Genomic DNA, 17,645 nt, shown 5'->3' on the forward strand with positions numbered 1-17,645 from the left:
TCGTTGGATAGCAAAGGAGATAACGATGGGTAAAACCCAGCCCTTGCCAATATTAATTACTGGCGGAGGTCGTCGCATCGGCCTCGCCCTCGCATGGCATTTCATTAATCAAAAGCAACCGGTGATTGTCAGCTATCGGACACACTATCCAGCCATTGATGGACTGATTAATGCAGGTGCGCAGTGTATTCAGGCTGATTTTTCGACCAACGACGGTGTGATGGCGTTTGCCGATGAAGTACTAAAAACCACCCATGGTCTGCGTGCTATTTTGCATAACGCCAGTGCGTGGATTGCGGAAAAACCGGGTGCGCCACTGGCCGACGTACTGGCTTGCATGATGCAGATCCACGTTAATACCCCATACCTGCTCAACCATGCGCTGGAAAGATTACTGCGTGGGCACGGACACGCCGCCAGCGATATCATTCACTTTACCGATTATGTGGTGGAGCGCGGTAGCGACAAACATGTTGCGTATGCTGCAAGCAAAGCGGCACTGGATAATATGACCCGCTCGTTTGCCCGCAAGCTGGCACCGGAAGTGAAAGTGAATTCTATTGCGCCATCGCTGATCCTGTTTAATGAACATGATGATGCCGAATATCGACAACAGGCGCTGAATAAATCACTGATGAAAACCGCGCCTGGCGAGAAAGAAGTGATCGACCTGGTCGATTACTTACTTACCAGTTGCTTTGTCACCGGACGCAGTTTCCCACTTGATGGCGGTCGTCATCTGCGTTAATGCAGCTTTATCCAGCATATAATCAACACCCATGCGCTTATCCCCCAACACGCAACAGAACCAACAAAAGCGGCGGGCAAGCGCATCATTCCGGTGAAATACCACAGCGACACCAGGTAAACAAAATAGGGAATAATCGACCACATACTAAAAATGATGGTTGCGCGTAAGGCTTCAATGCCGCGTTCGCTGGCAACAATATAATGCGCGATAAGCGCAAAGGTCGGGAAAAGTGGAATCAGCCCGGCGATATAATAATTTTTCGTTTTTGCTAAAACACCAATCAACAGCACTACCAGCGCACCGAGCGCGGCTTTGATTACCAGCCCCATCTTTTTACCTTAACACTTCCATAACAAGTCATCAGTAGAATACCTGATGAAAACTTGTTTAGAAACGATTGATAGTAAGTAAAAACAGCGCGGTGTATTGTGACGTTTTTATATCTACCGTGAATGTTATGAACACTATCGTATTTGTGGAAGATGATGCGGAAGTCGGTTCACTGATTGCCGCGTACCTGGCAAAACATGATATGCAGGTTACCGTAGAACCGCGCGGCGACCAGGCCGAAGAAACCATTTTGCGAGAAAATCCGGATTTGGTGTTACTCGACATCATGCTACCAGGCAAGGACGGCATGACCATTTGTCGTGATTTACGCGCAAAGTGGTCTGGACCGATTGTTCTTCTAACCTCTCTCGATAGCGATATGAACCACATCCTGGCACTGGAAATGGGTGCCTGCGACTATATTCTCAAAACGACGCCCCCTGCTGTTTTGCTAGCGCGTTTACGTTTGCATTTGCGTCAGAATGAGCAAGCCACACTGACCAAAGGTCTTCAGGAAACGTCTCTTACTCCCTACAAAGCCCTGCATTTCGGCACGTTAACTATCGACCCCATCAACCGCGTAGTCACCCTGGCTAACACTGAAATCTCGCTCTCGACAGCTGATTTCGAATTATTGTGGGAACTAGCTACGCATGCCGGGCAAATCATGGACCGCGATGCATTGCTGAAAAATTTACGCGGCGTCAGTTATGACGGACTGGATCGTAGCGTGGACGTGGCTATTTCGCGGTTAAGAAAAAAACTGCTCGATAACGCCGCAGAACCTTATCGCATTAAAACTGTGCGTAACAAAGGCTATCTTTTTGCGCCTCATGCATGGGATAGTGACAATAAACAATCAGATGACTAATATTTGTTCATCTGAAAAAGAGAACAATTAACGAATTCAATTAATAAGAGCTTATTCAAATTCCAAACCCCCTACATTTGATATGAAAATGAGAAAAAATTTCTCTATAATCGCCTCGTCCCTGCGTCTTATGGCGCAGATTTTTTACAACAAACTCTTTCCGGCATTTCAGGTGCTGAATGAGGCAAGAGGCTTAAAAAACGGTTACAACTTTCACATATATTGTGCTTTTTTTGATCTGCTCATGGGGGATTTTCAAAACGGATCAAAAGAGCGAATCCCTTTCCAAAAGTGTTTTTATCGCGATTTTCCTGGGGGCTATCATTGGTATCTCCCTGCATTTCATTCCTGAGACAAGCAGTGAAACCGTTATCGAATGGTATAATATTGCTGGTAACGGTTATGTTAATTTATTAAAACTTGTTGCCGTTCCACTCATATTCATTTCGATTCTTTCAGCGATTAATAAGCTCGAAAATAGCGCTGGTATTGGCAAGATGTCTTTAACTATTGTTGCCTGTATGTTGTGTTTAGTCATGATTGCAGGTTTAGTTGGCCTGGCTATTGCCAGTGCAATTGGCCTTGATGCCAGCGCCTTTGGTCATATGCAATCCTCTTTAACCAGCGATGACGTCTCGAAAACAGCTGCGGTATCTTTACCGCGACTCATTACGTCATTGATCCCAACCAACCTCTTCCTTGATCTGACCGGGGCAAGAAGTGTTTCGGTTATTGGCATCGTCATCTTTACAATTCTTGCTGGTATTGCGCTGTTAAAAGTAAAGAAAGATGCACCAGCAGAGGGCGAAAAATTGAGCGCGGGGATCAACGCGATTCAAATATGGGTAATGAAAATGGTCCGTATTGTCATTGCGCTGACGCCTTATGGGGTAATGGCACTAATGGCGAAAGTCTTCTCAACGTATCAGCTTTCACAGTTTACCAATTTGCTCGGGTTCATCGTCGCCTGTTATCTGGCCGTTTTTGTGATGTTTATTGTTCACTCGGGCATTTTGCTGTTAATAGGTAAAAACCCCGTTAACTATTACAAGACCGTCTGGCAAGTACTTACCTTTGCGTTTGTTTCTCGCAGTAGTGCGGCTTCAATTCCTCTGGCTATTTCTGCATTGGAAAAATTGGGGGTTCCAAATACGATTGCTAATATTGCAGCGTCTTTTGGTTCCAGCATGGGACAAAATGGCTGCGCTGGGATTTATCCTGCCGTGATGGTGGCGATGATTGCTCCAACAATGGGTATCGATCCCTTCTCATTGCAATTCCTCGCAACTCTTTTACCTGCCATCGCGCTTGGCTCAATAGGGGTAGCAGGCGTAGGTAGTGGTGGGACATTCGCGGCGCTGATTGTCCTTTCAACACTTAATTTCCCTGTCGCATTAGTAGTTATTTTTATTGCCATAGAGCCGATCGTTGATATGGCAAGAACAGCGCTTAATGTGAATGGTTCAATAATGTCCGGTGTAATATCAGCCCGTCTTCTTAAGGATAGAGAGACTAAAGAACAACAAAGCGTCACGTTAAATTAAACCTTAGCATAATAAACAAGCCCCGGTGGAAAATTGAATTTACTGAATATGAATACACCGGGGATACATCCGTCTGTTCCGGACATTATCTTCCAAACAAGGTCTTATCCAGTTGGCGGTTTACATTGCTCCACAGTCGTGAATTAATACGAATAGTATTCTGTTGCGGGCGATGCCAATGAAAAAATTGTTTATCCAGTTTTACCTGTTATTGTTTGTCTGCTTCCTTGTGATGTCTCTGCTGGTTGGGCTGGTGTACAAATTTACCGCCGAACGCGCGGGCAAACAGTCGCTGGATGATTTGATGAACAGTTCGCTGTATCTGATGCGCAGCGAATTGCGAGAGATCCCCCCACACGACTGGGGTAAGACGCTGAAAGAGATGGATTTAAATCTCTCTTTCGATCTGCGTGTCGAGCCACTGAGTAAATACCATCTTGATGATATTTCCATGCACCGACTGCGTGGCGGCGAAATTGTCGCCCTGGACGATCAGTACACGTTTTTGCAGCGTATCCCGCGCAGCCACTACGTGCTGGCAGTTGGTCCTGTTCCTTATCTTTATTACCTCCATCAAATGCGATTGCTGGATATCGCCCTGATCGCTTTTATTGCTATTTCCCTCGCCTTTCCGGTGTTTATCTGGATGCGTCCGCACTGGCAGGATATGTTAAAACTGGAAGCAGCGGCGCAACGATTTGGCGATGGGCATCTCAATGAACGTATCCACTTTGATGAGGGTTCGAGCTTTGAACGACTTGGTATCGCATTTAACCAGATGGCGGACAATATCAACGCCTTAATTGCCAGCAAAAAACAGCTTATTGACGGTATCGCTCACGAACTGCGAACACCGTTAGTGCGCCTGCGTTATCGACTGGAGATGAGCGATAACCTGAGCGCCGCCGAATCCCAGGCGTTGAATCGTGATATCAGTCAACTTGAAGCTTTAATTGAAGAGCTGCTGACTTATGCCCGACTCGATCGCCCACAAAACGAGCTTCATCTTAGCGAACCAGACCTGCCGTTGTGGCTGTCAACGCATCTGGCAGATATTCAGGCAGTAACGCCCGATAAAACGGTACGGATAAAAACGCTCATGCAAGGCCATTATGCGGCGTTGGATATGCGCTTAATGGAGCGCGTGCTGGATAATTTGCTCAATAACGCCCTGCGCTACTGCCATTCAACGGTTGAAACCAGCCTGCTACTGTCGGGGAATAGAGCGACATTAATTGTTGAGGATGATGGCCCAGGGATTGCCCCAGAAAACCGCGAACATATCTTTGAACCTTTTGTTCGCCTCGATCCCAGCCGGGATCGCTCAACCGGCGGCTGCGGGCTGGGGCTGGCAATTGTCCACTCAATAGCACTGACAATGGGCGGTACGGTTAATTGTGACATCAGCGAACTGGGTGGTGCTCGCTTCTCGTTTAGCTGGCCGTTATGGCATAACATCCCGCAATTTACCTCTGCCTGACACTACGCGCACGATGGTCAAGTCACCACGACTGTGCTATAAAATAAGTATGTTGTAACTAAAGTGGTTAATATTATGGCGCGTTACGATCTCGTAGACCGACTCAACACTACCTTTCGCCAGATGGAACAAGAGCTGGCTACATTTGCCGCTCATCTTGAGCAACACAAGCTATTGGTTGCCCGCGTGTTCTCTTTGCCGGAGGTAAAAAAAGAGGATGAGCATAATCCGCTTAATCGTATTGAGGTAAAACAACATCTCGGCAACGACGCGCAGTCGCTGGCGTTGCGTCATTTCCGCCATTTATTTATTCAACAACAGTCCGAAAATCGCAGCAGCAAGGCCGCTGTCCGTCTGCCTGGCGTGTTGTGTTACCAGGTCGATAACCTTTCGCAAGCAGCGTTGGTCAGTCATATTCAGCACATCAATAAACTCAAGACCACGTTCGAGCATATCGTCACGGTTGAATCAGAACTCCCCACCGCGGCACGTTTTGAATGGGTGCATCGTCATTTGCCGGGGCTGATCACCCTTAATGCTTACCGCACGCTCACCGTTCTGCACGACCCCGCCACTTTACGCTTTGGTTGGGCTAATAAACATATCATTAAGAATTTGCATCGTGATGAAGTCCTGGCACAGCTGGAAAAAAGCCTGAAATCACCACGCAGTGTCGCACCGTGGACGCGCGAGGAGTGGCAAAGAAAACTGGAGCGAGAGTATCAGGATATCGCTGCCCTGCCACAGAACGCGAAGTTAAAAATCAAACGTCCAGTGAAGGTGCAGCCGATTGCCCGCGTCTGGTACAAAGGAGATCAAAAACAAGTCCAACACGCCTGCCCTACACCACTGATTGCACTGATTAATCGGGATAATGGCGCGGGCGTGCCGGACGTTGGTGAGTTGTTAAATTACGATGCCGACAATGTGCAGCACCGTTATAAACCTCAGGCGCAGCCGCTTCGTTTGATCATTCCACGGCTGCACCTGTATGTTGCAGATTAACGCCCGGCTTTCATACTGCCGACCATCTGTTCTGGCCGTACCCAGCTGTCAAACTCGGCTTCGCTAAGATACCCCAGCGCAAGGGCCGCAGCTTTTAAGGTCAGCCCTTCTTTATGCGCTTTTTTGGCGATCTCCGCGGCTTTGTCATAACCAATGTGGGTGTTAAGCGCAGTCACCAGCATCAGCGATTCATTGAGTAATTGATTGATTCGCTCACGATTCGGTTCAATACCCACTGCGCAGTGTTTGTTAAAACTTTCCATGCCATCTGCCAGCAAGCGCACCGATTGCAGGAAATTATGGATCACCATCGGACGGAAGACGTTCAGTTCAAAGTTACCGGAAGCGCCACCCATGTTGATCGCCACGTCGTTCCCCATTACCTGACAGCAGAGCATGGTTAATGCTTCACACTGGGTTGGGTTCACTTTCCCCGGCATGATTGAGCTGCCCGGCTCATTTTCCGGGATTGAGATTTCACCAATTCCGCAGCGCGGGCCAGAGGCCAGCCAGCGGACATCATTGGCGATTTTCATCAGTGACGCAGCCAACCCTTTCAACGCGCCGTGCGCCTGAACCAGGGCATCACAGGTCGCAAGCGCTTCAAATTTGTTCGGCGCGGTAACAAACGGTGCACAGGTAATGACTGCCAGTTCATCTGCTACGCGACGCGCATACTCCGGATGGGTATTTAGTCCAGTACCCACCGCTGTACCGCCAAGAGCCAGTTCCGCTACGTGAGGCAGGCTGTATTCGATATGTTTGAGATTATGCTCGAGCATCGCTACCCAGCCGGAAATCTCCTGCCCTAGTGTTAGCGGCGTGGCGTCCTGCAAGTGGGTTCGACCGATTTTGACGATATCGGCAAATGCACGCGATTTTTCACTCAGCGTCTGTGTCAGGGTTTTAAGCTGCGGAATGAGTTGCTTGCGCAGTGCCAGCAGCGCCGCAACGTGCATCGCCGTCGGAAAGACATCGTTGGAACTTTGGCTTTTGTTCACGTCGTCGTTAGGGTGAACTTTACGTTCCATCCCGCGCACACCGCCGAGTAATTCACTGGCCCGGTTAGCCAGCACTTCGTTCATGTTCATGTTACTTTGCGTGCCGGAGCCGGTCTGCCAGATAGCCAGCGGGAATTCGTCGTCATGCTGTCCTGCCAGTACTTCATCCGCCGCCTGCCGAATGGCGCTCGCTTTCTCTTCAGACAACAAGTCTAAATCTTCATTAACTTTTGCCGCTGCGCGCTTGGTTAGCGCCAGCGCATGAATCAGTGAGGTGGGCATTTTCTCCGTCGAAATGCGGAAATGCTCCAGCGAGCGTTGAGTTTGTGCGCCCCACAGCTTATCTGCCGGGACATCAATCGCCCCCATCGAATCTTTTTCGCTGCGTACTGTATTCATGGCCTGCTCCTCACCTGATTAATTTTTTCTTTCTGTTTTGCTTTCGTTAAGCAACTTTTAGCTCACTCATTATTTACTATTTGATAACAAATGTTTGGTCTTTCGTGCCATGTAAAAAAACCGCCCCGAAGGGCGGCTCTGTTTATTTCACACAGCGAGTGCACTGTGTGAGTTGTATCTGCTGGAAGAAGTCATTTCCTTTATCATCCACAAGGATAAACGCCGGGAAATCTTCCACTTCAATTTTCCAGATGGCTTCCATTCCCAGTTCCGGATATTCAACACATTCCAGGCTCTTAATACTTCCCTGCGCCAATACAGCGGCCGGACCACCGATACTGCCAAGGTAGAAGCCGCCGTGTTTTTTACAGGCATCCGTCACCTGCTGGCTGCGGTTGCCTTTCGCCAGCATGATCATACTTCCGCCCTGCGCTTGCAGTTGATCGACATAAGAATCCATCCGTCCGGCGGTCGTTGGGCCAAGAGAACCGGAGGCATAACCTTCCGGCGTTTTGGCCGGACCCGCGTAGTAAATCGGATGATCTTTAATGTATTGCGGCAGCCCTTCACCGTTATCCATCCGCTCTTTCAGTTTGGCGTGAGCAATATCACGACCAACGATAATCGTGCCGTTAAGCGATAAGCGTGTAGAAACGGGATACTGCGACAACTGTGCGAGGATCTCTTTCATCGGACGGTTAAGGTCAACGCGCACCGCTTCGCCTTCTCCCGCTTTACGCAGCTCTTCAGGGATATATTTACCTGGATTATGTTCCAGTTTTTCGATCCAGATCCCCTGACGGTTGATCTTCGCTTTGATATTACGGTCAGCAGAGCAGGAAACACCCATACCAACCGGACAGGATGCGCCGTGACGTGGCAGGCGAATCACGCGGATGTCGTGAGCGAAGTATTTACCACCAAACTGCGCACCCAGACCGAGATTTTGCGCTTCGATCAGTAATTCTTTTTCCAGTTCCACATCGCGGAACGCCTGACCGTGCTCATTCCCTTCCGTTGGCAGTTCATCATAGTATTTCGCGGAAGCCAGTTTCACCGTTTTAAGGTTCGTTTCTGCAGAAGTTCCACCAATAACGAACGCAATATGATACGGAGGACAGGCCGCGGTACCCAGCGTGCGCATCTTCTCAACCAGGTAATTTTTCAGTTTCCCCGGCGTCAGTAACGCTTTGGTTTCCTGATAGAGATACGTCTTGTTTGCCGAACCACCACCTTTTGCGATACAGAGGAATTTGTATTCGTCGCCATCAACGGCATAAAGATCGATCTGCGCTGGCAGATTGGTGCCGGTATTCACTTCTTTATACATATCCAGCGGCGCGTTTTGCGAGTAGCGCAGATTATCTTCGATATAAGTGTTATAGACACCGCGCGCCAGCGCCGCTTCATCACCACCACCGGTCCATACACGCTGCCCTTTTTTACCAACAATAATCGCGGTGCCGGTATCCTGACAGGTTGGCAGAACGCCTTTCGCCGCGATGTCGGAGTTACGCAGGAATTGCAGCGCCACATATTTATCATTTTCGCTGGCCTCCGGGTCACGCAGAATGTCGGCCACCTGTTGTTGGTGAGCCGGACGCAGCATAAACGACGCATCATGAAACGCCTGACGCGCCAACAGAGTTAACGCTTCGGGTGCGACTTTCAAAATCTCCTGCCCTTCAAATTCAGATACGCTAACGTGTTCACTGGTTAGCAGGTAATACTCAGTATCATTTTTTTTGAGTGGAAAAGGAGACTGATAATGAAAGGGTTTGTTTGACATTGTTCTCTCACTTACTGCCTGGTTTGGTTATGCTCTGGGCGGGTGTTCCGTTGCCCTGTTAAAAGCGAGTAACAATATCCTACACAGTTTTTTAACAAAAACTGAGACTAGTACGACTTTTTGCGGCTCCAGGTTACTTCCCGTAGGATTCTTGCTTTAATAGCGGGATTAATTTCCACATTAAAACAGGGATTGATCATGCAAAAACTCATTAACTCAGTGCAAAACTATGCCTGGGGTAGCAAAACGGCGTTGACTGAACTTTATGGTATGGAAAATCCGTCCAGCCAGCCGATGGCCGAGCTGTGGATGGGCGCACATCCGAAAAGCAGTTCACGAGTGCAGAATGCCGCCGGAGATATCGTTTCACTGCGTGATGTGATTGAGAGTGATAAATCGACTCTGCTCGGAGAGGCCGTTGCCAAACGCTTTGGCGAACTGCCTTTCCTGTTCAAAGTATTATGCGCAGCACAGCCACTCTCCATTCAGGTTCATCCAAACAAACACAATTCTGAAATCGGTTTTGCCAAAGAAAATGCCGCAGGTATCCCGATGGATGCCGCCGAGCGTAACTATAAAGATCCTAACCACAAGCCGGAGCTGGTTTTTGCGCTGACGCCTTTCCTTGCGATGAACGCGTTTCGTGAATTTTCCGAGATTGTCTCCCTACTCCAGCCGGTCGCCGGTGCACATCCGGCGATTGCTCACTTTTTACAACAGCCACATGCCGAACGTTTAAGCGAACTGTTCGCCAACCTGTTGAATATGCAGGGTGAAGAAAAATCCCGCGCGCTGGCGATTTTAAAATCGGCGCTCGACAGTCAGCAGGGTGAACCGTGGCAAACGATTCGTTTAATTTCTGAATTTTACCCGGAAGACAGCGGCCTGTTCTCCCCGCTGTTACTGAATGTGGTGAAATTGAATCCTGGCGAAGCGATGTTCCTGTTCGCTGAAACACCGCACGCTTACCTGCAAGGCGTGGCGCTGGAAGTGATGGCGAACTCCGATAACGTGCTGCGTGCAGGTCTGACGCCTAAATACATTGATATTCCGGAACTGGTTGCCAATGTGAAATTCGAAGCCAAACCGGCTAACCAGTTGTTGACCCAGCCGGTGAAACAAGGTGCAGAACTGGACTTCCCGATTCCTGTGGATGATTTTGCCTTCTCGCTGCATGACCTTAGTGATAAAGAAACCACCATCAGCCAGCAGAGTGCCGCCATTTTGTTCTGCGTCGAAGGCGATGCAACGTTGTGGAAAGGTTCTCAGCAGTTACAGCTTAAACCGGGTGAATCAGCGTTTATTGCCGCCAACGAATCACCGGTGACTGTCAAAGGCCACGGCCGTTTAGCGCGTGTTTACAACAAGCTGTAAGAGCTTACTGAAAAAATTAACATCTCTTGCTAAGCTTATTAAAGGCTTATAACACCTTCAGGCGGCCAGTCCGCCTGATTTCATTTTATGGATAATCATTATGAATAAATCGCTGGTAGCGGTAGGCGTCATTGTTGCGCTAGGCGTAGTCTGGACAGGCGGCGCATGGTATACAGGCAAGAAGATTGAAACCCATCTCGAAGACATGGTCGCGCAGGCGAACGCGCAACTCAAACTGACAGCTCCTGAATCCAACCTGGAAGTGAGTTATCAAAACTATCATCGCGGCGTATTCAGCAGCCAGTTGCAACTGTTGGTGAAACCCATTGCCGGGAAAGAAAATCCGTGGATTAAAAGCGGTCAGAGCGTCATCTTCAACGAATCGGTTGATCATGGTCCCTTCCCGCTTGCCCAGCTTAAAAAACTGAACCTGATCCCGTCGATGGCATCAATTCAAACCACGCTGGTTAATAACGAAGTAAGCAAACCACTGTTTGATATGGCAAAAGGTGAAACGCCTTTTGAGATTAACTCGCGCATTGGTTACAGCGGTGATTCCAGTTCCGATATTTCGCTCAATCCACTGAATTACGAGCAAAAGGATGAAAAAGTCGCCTTTAGCGGCGGCGAGTTCCAGTTAAATGCTGACAGAGACGGCAAAGCCATCTCCCTTTCCGGAGAGGCGCAAAGTGGTCGGATAGACGCAGTTAACGAATACAACCAGAAAGTGCAGTTGACCTTTAATAATCTGAAAACCGACGGTTCCAGCACGCTGGGAAGTTTTGGTGAGCGCGTAGGAAACCAAAAACTGTCACTGGAAAAAATGACCATTTCAGTGGAAGGCAAAGAACTGGCACTGCTGGAAGGCATGGAGATCAGCGGTAAATCGGATCTGGTCAATGACGGTAAAACGATCAATAGCCAACTGGATTACTCGCTAAACAGCCTGAAGGTACAGAATCAGGATCTGGGCAGCGGCAAGCTGACTTTAAAAGTCGGCCAGATTGATGGTGAAGCCTGGCATCAGTTTAGCCAGCAATATAACGCGCAAACTCAGGCGCTGCTGGCACAGCCAGAAATTGCCAACAATCCCGAACTTTATCAGGAGAAAGTGACGGAAGCCTTCTTTAGCGCCCTGCCGCTGATGTTGAAAGGCGATCCGGTGATTACTATCGCGCCGCTAAGCTGGAAAAACAGTCAGGGTGAAAGTGCGCTGAATCTGTCGCTGTTCCTGAAAGATCCGGCAACGACTAAAGAAGCGCCGCAAACGCTGGCGCAGGAAGTAGATCGTTCGGTTAAATCTCTGGATGCGAAACTGACCATTCCGGTGGATATGGCAACTGAGTTGATGACTCAGGTAGCGAAGCTGGAAGGTTATCAGGAAGATCAAGCGAAAAAACTGGCGAAACAGCAAGTTGAAGGTGCATCAGCAATGGGGCAGATGTTCCGTCTGACCACCTTGCAGGACAATACCATCACCACCAGCCTGCAATATGCTAACGGTCAGATAACGTTAAATGGGCAGAAAATGTCGTTAGAAGATTTTGTTGGCATGTTTGCGATGCCAGCTCTTAACGTTCCGGCTGTACCGGCAATTCCGCAGCAGTAATTCACGGCCAAAACGCCGGAGAATTTTCACTCCGGCGTTTTCATCTGAAAACAAACCAGAGATTGCCTGATGCGCTACGCTTATCAGGCCTACCTTTTCCTGCAACACTTTGAATTTATGAGTTTTTGTAGGCTGGATAAGGCGTTTACGCCGCATCCGGCATAAAAAACGCGCACTTTGTCAACAATCTGAAACGCCGGAGGTTTTTCTCTCCGGCGTTATTTCTTACTTCAGCATAAAGTCATACTGAATACTCATTTTCACATCCCAGTAATTCAGGCGATCGCCCAGCGTACTGCCATCGCGCTTTTCCCGCCCTTTATCGGCAGCAAGAAAGAAATTCATCCCTTGTAACGGCCCTTCGCTGACCCGATAGGTTCATACCACCTAAGATACCCGCGCCTTCAATCCGCACATCTCGTTTACTGGATTCATAGCCGCGAGTCACAATCGGTGCAAATGTCAGCGTAAATTGCGGAGTTACACGGTAGTTGGCACCTAATTGCCAGGACTGCATTCCTTCACGGTTACGATCAAGACTTAATGAAAAGGGATAGCCAATGTCGGTATCCACCACGGCACCATTCATTGCATGGCGCAAATAACCACCACTGCCAAATACGCTTCCCCACGGCGCATTCCAGGTCAATTGTCCACTAACCAACGCCGTTTCATTGGGCTGGCTGGTATTACGACTTAAACCTTCGAGCTGCGCGTAAAAGCCGAGCAACTCCCCTTTCAACGTATAATTCGGGTCGAGCGGTATGCTTTTCTCGAGAATACTTTGTATCTGATTGGAAACATCTTTCTGTACCGATGCCCCCAGAGAATAGCGACTGGTATCATCATACCAACTGGCGGCTAAAAAAGAACGTGCGCGATGTTTATCGTATTTTCCCGTCTGGCTGTTATACACCCCTTCATCACGAATACCGGTTGTTGAATCAGTCCATAAAAATACTCGTGAACGCCACATTCCCCACAGATCAATATTTGGCGTTAAAGCCCAATAACCTAATGCTCCTTCAGAAACTGTCGGTAATGTACGTTGCGAACTGCCAACCATTAACGGAATACGATAAGGTAAGCTACCATAACTATAATCCGTCCCGAAGCGACCTAATTTAAGCAGGCTATTTTCACTGGGTTTTATTTTTACTGCCCCCAGGGCAAAGCCAAAACTTTTATCACCATCAAGATACCACCGGGTACTCATATCAGCACGAGCACCTAATTTATAAACATAATACGCTCCGCCTTCAACGCCAACAATATTGGAATAATAACCACTATTGAAATCGAGCAATCCTCCCTGTACCCATGCGTAAATATCTCTTCCCGCGCCAGCACTGGGCTTATCAGCCCTGCGCAATTCGTTTTTCAGTCTGATGCGTAGTCCCGCTTCATCGTCAGCCAGTTGCGCCGCGTAAGCAGAGGTAAGGCCAGAGGCAGCCGTCAGGCAAATAACGGCCATGGCCACTATTTTTCTCATAGTTGCACCTTTGATGTTCTGATTATTTTTATTGAATATTAATTAGTGATATCGCTGATTAATTGCTGCTGCACTTTTTTACGATTATCAATTTCAACCACGATTTCTTTGAATTTTTTATCCGTGAGCGGATAAAACCAGATAATAACGAATGCCAGTAGCATAAATCCGCAAGGTACTAAGGCAATTGATGTGCGGATGCCCATAATAACTTCCGGCGTTTACACCTGATTGGCGATATATCCGCTTAATCCCAAAATAAAGGCAGGAATTGAACCTCCGATTGCCTGACCGCATTTACGGGTAAATGAGAATAGTGAATAGGTGAGCCCTTCAATTCGCACGCCGGTCAGGTATTCACCGTATTCTACGGTATCAGCTTCCAGTGCCCACATCACAGTCATAGTAACGCCCTGACCAATTGAAGCGATGGCCAACGCAACCAACGCCACCGGCAGTGACCAGACGGAAACCCAGAAGAATAGCAGATAACCGCAGGTTCCCAGCAAAGCGCCAATCAGGAAGGTATTCTTTTTACCGATCCTCGCGACCATCCCCGGCACAAGCGGTGCCGATGCCACAGTACCAACCAGGTTTTGCACCAGTACCAGCACAGTGAACAGCCCGGTATCATTTAACACATAGCGCACGTAGAACAACGACGAGGCGCTGACCGCGAAGGTCGAAATCAGCACACACAGCGCACCGATGCACAACATAAACAGCGGGCGATTCCGTTTCAGGGTTTGCAAACTGATCTTCAATGACGGCTGCGCCACGATACGTACCACATTTTCACGCGTCGATTTGAAGCAGATGAAGTAAAGCACCATTCCGGCAATCACCAGCACAATCGTCCAGAAATGGTATACCGACACCATCTCTTCCGGGCTGGAGTTCTTAATGCTCGGTCCTATCAGAAATGCCAGGCATACAAAGGTCAATGAAGCGGCAATCCCACGAGCCGCGCCCAGACGGGCGCGAGATTGTGGTTGTTGGGTCATCGCGGTAGCAAGTGAACCATAAGGAATATTCACCAGGCTGTAGCAAAGCCCGAGGCCCATGTAGGTCAATTGTTACCGCCAACGCGCAATATGCCTTGCGAGGTCGCAAAATCGGCGAAATTCCATACCTGTTCACCGACGACGGCGCTGACGCGATCAAAGACGCGGTGATACATATCCAGCCATGCACACTGATACTCTTCACTCCACATGTCGGTGTACATTGAGTGCAGGCCGGCTAACGTATCCACGCCGTATTCGGTGATGATAATCGGCTGATGCAGTTTCTCCTGCCAGGCCAGCAGTTCTTTTTCCAGTACCTTCTCTGCCGTTTCCAAATCGCCGCTTTGGACATACCAACCGTAATAACGGTTCAGGCACAGCACATCAAAGAGATCGCTGATGGTATCGGTGTGAGCGTCGCAGAACATTACATTGACGCAGGTGATCGGACGCGTCGGGTCGAGTTTACGCGTTGCTTCCGCCAGTGGCGCGAAATATTCCCGTGCACCTTGCGGACGGGTATCCGGTTCGTTGGCAATACTCCACATCACCACGCTTGGGTGGTTTTTGTCACGCGCTATCAGCTCTTTAATCGCCTGTAAGTGCGCCTGCTGAGTTTCCCCGTTGCCAGCCTCTTCGCTGTACAGTTCTTTCGGCTTGTTGCCCGCTTCGAAACCAATGCCTAAAGAGAGGTTAAAGCCGACAGCTGCAGTTTCATCAATCACCACGATGCCATGTTCATCTGCCCAGTCGAGCATCTCTTCAGCGTAAGGGTAATGCGAGGTACGGTAGGAGTTGGCCCCAATCCAGTCCATTAATGCGTGATCGTGCACCATCAGCACGTTATCGAATCCTTTGCCTCGCAAATCCGCATCTTCATGACGACCAAAGCCAGTAAAGTAGAACGGTTTGTGGTTAATCAGGAACTGTTCGCCCTTCACTGCCACTGACCGGATGCCGACGCGCAGCGGGTAGATATCACACTCTGTCTGGCTTTTGGCTGTGACGCACAGTTCATAGAGATAACCTTCACCCGGTTGCCAGAGGTGCGGATTCACCACTTGCAAAGTCCCGCTGGTGCCTTGTCCAGTTGCAACCACCTGTTGATCCGCATCACGCAGTTCAACGCTGATATCACCATTGGCCACCACCTGCCAGTCAACAGACGCGTGGTTACAGTCTTGCGCGACATGCGTCACCACGGTGATATCGTCCACCCAGGTGTTCGGCGTGGTGTAGAGCATTACGCTGCGATGGATCCCGGCATAGTTAAAGAAATCATGGAAGTAAGACTGCTTTTTCTTGCCGTTTTCGTCGGTAATCACCATTCCCGGCGGGATAGTCTGCCAGTTCAGTTCGTTGTTCACACAAACGGTGATACGTACACTTTTCCCGGCAATAACATACGGCGTGACATCGGCTTCAAATGGCGTATAGCCGCCCTGATGCTCCATCACTTCCTGATTATTGACCCACACTTTGCCGTAATGAGTGACCGCATCGAAACGCAGCACGATACGCTGGCCTGCCCAACCTTTCGGTATAAAGACTTCGCGCTGATACCAGACGTTGCCCACATAATTACGAATATCTGCATCGGCGAACTGATCGTTAAAACTGCCTGGCACTGCAATTGCCCGGCTTTCTTGTAACGCGCTTTCGCACCAACGCTGATCAATTCCACAGTTTTCGCGATCCAGACTGAATGCCCACAGGCCGTCGAGTTTTTTGATTTCACGGGTTGGGGTTTCTACAGGACGTAACATAAGGGACTCCTCATTAAGATAAAAATACTGGTCAACCTTTAATCTGATTAGTTAACCAATTCTGTGTTGCACACAGTTATCTGTGAGAAACCCATGGAAGAGAAATGGAAATAAAAAGAACTGACACTGCGATCAAAAAACCAAAAACTGCAATACCCACAGCGTGATATGGATCGCATTAATCTTTAAAACAGCGTTGACAGAAGCCATAAAATAAGCAATCGAACGTTCGTTCGAGAGTATTGGGAACGATAAACTCTCATGACATATGGCTACGGTGAATATTTTGGGGGGGAATTCTCCGAACACGGGGAGGATAATTTTTGCACAGAGAAATTACGATATGAAACGCGGGCACAGTTATCACCAGCCCGCGAAATGAGAGGATCAGGATGCGGTTAATATACCGCCAATCATCGCGCGTAATCCCTGAGCAAACGACGCTTCACGCGCCAGGTCTTCCGCTTCGATATCGGCCAGTACACCGTAGGTCAGATCCAGCAGTAAACGTGAAGTCATTGCCGTGTTGATGTCTGGGCTTATCTCGCCTTTTTGCTGGGCATCACGCATCCGCTGGGCAACAAATTCAGTGATCGTCATATGCTTATTTTTAAGCATGGCGGCGACCTGTGGGTTACGCATCCCTTCCGCCATAATTTCGACCACCAGCGCCCGTTGCCCAAAGGCTTCATGGGTGAGAGAGACAATAGACTCGACCATATAGTCAACAAAATGAATCCCTTCAATCGGTTCCCGGAAACGAGCCAGCGCCCTCTCCTGGTCCTGTAAGATAATCGCCTGAATCAAGGCTTCTTTGGAGATGAAATGGTGATAGAGCGTCCCAGGACTAATGGCGCAAGATTTACAGATGGCTTTCATCGAGGCACTGTGAAATCCATTTTCTGAAAAAATCTCTCTGGCAGCATTGAGGATCCGGGTCCGTGTCGGTTGTGCTTCAGTCTGCATGTTATCCATCATTAAACCATTATAGTTAGCGTGAATAACTAGTTTACCGCGTTGTCAGGTGAGCGCCTATCATTGCTGTTGAATAGTGCGAAGGTACACTCTATTCGTATACTTTTCACCCAGCAATTGGTTAACCAATAGCCGTGATTTGGCTGCCAGTTGTTTAGCAGAGACGTTGATGAATTGCACACGCTATCCCGGTAAACAACACATACGACCGTTTACCGGTTCGTTAGTGTATTAATTGAGCTCCTGTACCCC

12 protein-coding genes, 2 pseudogenes and 1 other annotated feature are annotated in these 17,645 nt (G+C 48.8%); of the genes and pseudogenes, 7 read left to right on the forward strand and 7 right to left on the reverse strand.

Annotated elements, in window-relative coordinates; genetic code table 11:
- The first annotated feature begins 25 nt into the window (after positions 1-25).
- Entirely contained in the window at positions 26-748 is a 723-nt protein-coding gene (ydgB, locus tag SF1627) for a dihydromonapterin reductase (protein NP_707503.1), read from the forward strand.
- Here the strand turns inward: ydgB and ydgC are convergent.
- Positions 745-1,080, reverse strand: coding sequence for a hypothetical protein (gene ydgC, locus SF1628; RefSeq protein ID NP_707504.1), 336 nt, complete (start codon positions 1,078-1,080; stop codon positions 745-747). The genes ydgB and ydgC overlap by 4 nt on opposite strands.
- 128 nt (positions 1,081-1,208) lie before the next feature.
- Here ydgC and rstA point away from each other — a divergent pair, with 128 nt between their 5' ends.
- From rstA to tus, 4 genes are all read left to right on the forward strand, one after another.
- Positions 1,209-1,952, forward strand: coding sequence for a DNA-binding transcriptional regulator RstA (gene rstA / locus SF1629; RefSeq protein NP_707505.2), 744 nt, complete (start codon positions 1,209-1,211; stop codon positions 1,950-1,952).
- A gap of 224 nt (positions 1,953-2,176) precedes the next feature.
- Positions 2,177-3,496: an L-cystine transporter TcyP gene (locus SF1631; RefSeq protein NP_707507.2), complete on the forward strand. Its 1,320-nt coding sequence runs from the start codon at positions 2,177-2,179 to the stop codon at positions 3,494-3,496.
- A 178-nt stretch (positions 3,497-3,674) separates the two neighbouring features.
- A complete protein-coding gene (gene rstB, locus SF1632; protein NP_707508.2) occupies positions 3,675-4,976 on the forward strand; it encodes a sensor protein RstB in 1,302 nt (433 codons plus the stop codon).
- Between the two features lie 75 nt (positions 4,977-5,051).
- A complete protein-coding gene (gene tus, locus SF1633) occupies positions 5,052-5,981 on the forward strand; it encodes a DNA replication terminus site-binding protein (protein NP_707509.2) in 930 nt (309 codons plus the stop codon).
- Here the strand turns inward: tus and fumC are convergent.
- Entirely contained in the window at positions 5,978-7,381 is a 1,404-nt protein-coding gene (fumC, locus tag SF1634; protein ID NP_707510.1) for a fumarate hydratase, read from the reverse strand. The genes tus and fumC overlap by 4 nt on opposite strands.
- A 142-nt stretch (positions 7,382-7,523) precedes the next feature.
- Entirely contained in the window at positions 7,524-9,170 is a 1,647-nt protein-coding gene (gene fumA / locus SF1635; protein NP_707511.1) for a fumarate hydratase FumA, read from the reverse strand.
- Positions 9,171-9,368: 198 nt separating this feature from the next.
- Between fumA and manA the strand changes: the two genes are divergently transcribed.
- The gene (manA, locus tag SF1636) at positions 9,369-10,544 is read left to right on the forward strand and encodes a mannose-6-phosphate isomerase (protein ID NP_707512.2); all 1,176 of its coding nucleotides are present in this window, start codon (positions 9,369-9,371) and stop codon (positions 10,542-10,544) included.
- 100 nt (positions 10,545-10,644) lie between these two features.
- A complete protein-coding gene (gene ydgA, locus SF1637; RefSeq protein ID NP_707513.1) occupies positions 10,645-12,153 on the forward strand; it encodes a hypothetical protein in 1,509 nt (502 codons plus the stop codon).
- Positions 12,154-12,378: 225 nt separating this feature from the next.
- Here the strand turns inward: ydgA and SF1638 are convergent.
- The 4 genes and pseudogenes from SF1638 to uidR form a co-directional block, all read right to left on the reverse strand.
- Positions 12,379-13,645: pseudogene (locus SF1638) on the reverse strand.
- A 38-nt stretch (positions 13,646-13,683) separates the two neighbouring features.
- Positions 13,684-14,718: a sequence feature (Similar to Escherichia coli K12 glucuronide permease gi: 1787902 (458 aa). BLAST with identity of 98% in 344 aa. This CDS has been truncated. The sequence has been checked and is believed to be correct.), on the reverse strand.
- A pseudogene (gene uidB / locus SF1639) lies at positions 13,684-14,718 on the reverse strand. Its footprint overlaps the feature before it by 1,035 nt.
- Positions 14,715-16,418 carry a beta-D-glucuronidase gene (gene uidA, locus SF1640; RefSeq protein NP_707515.1) on the reverse strand — a complete coding sequence of 568 codons (1,704 nt, stop codon included), beginning with the start codon at positions 16,416-16,418 and terminating at the stop codon, positions 14,715-14,717. The pseudogene uidB and the gene uidA overlap by 4 nt, the downstream one beginning before the upstream one ends.
- Positions 16,419-16,805: 387 nt before the next feature.
- On the reverse strand, positions 16,806-17,396 hold the full coding sequence (gene uidR, locus SF1641) for an uid operon repressor (protein ID NP_707516.1): 591 nt from the start codon (positions 17,394-17,396) through the stop codon (positions 16,806-16,808).
- Between the last annotated feature and the right edge of the window lie 249 nt (positions 17,397-17,645).

It is taken from the genome of Shigella flexneri 2a str. 301, from assembly GCF_000006925.2.
Classification (GTDB): domain Bacteria; phylum Pseudomonadota; class Gammaproteobacteria; order Enterobacterales; family Enterobacteriaceae; genus ECMA0423.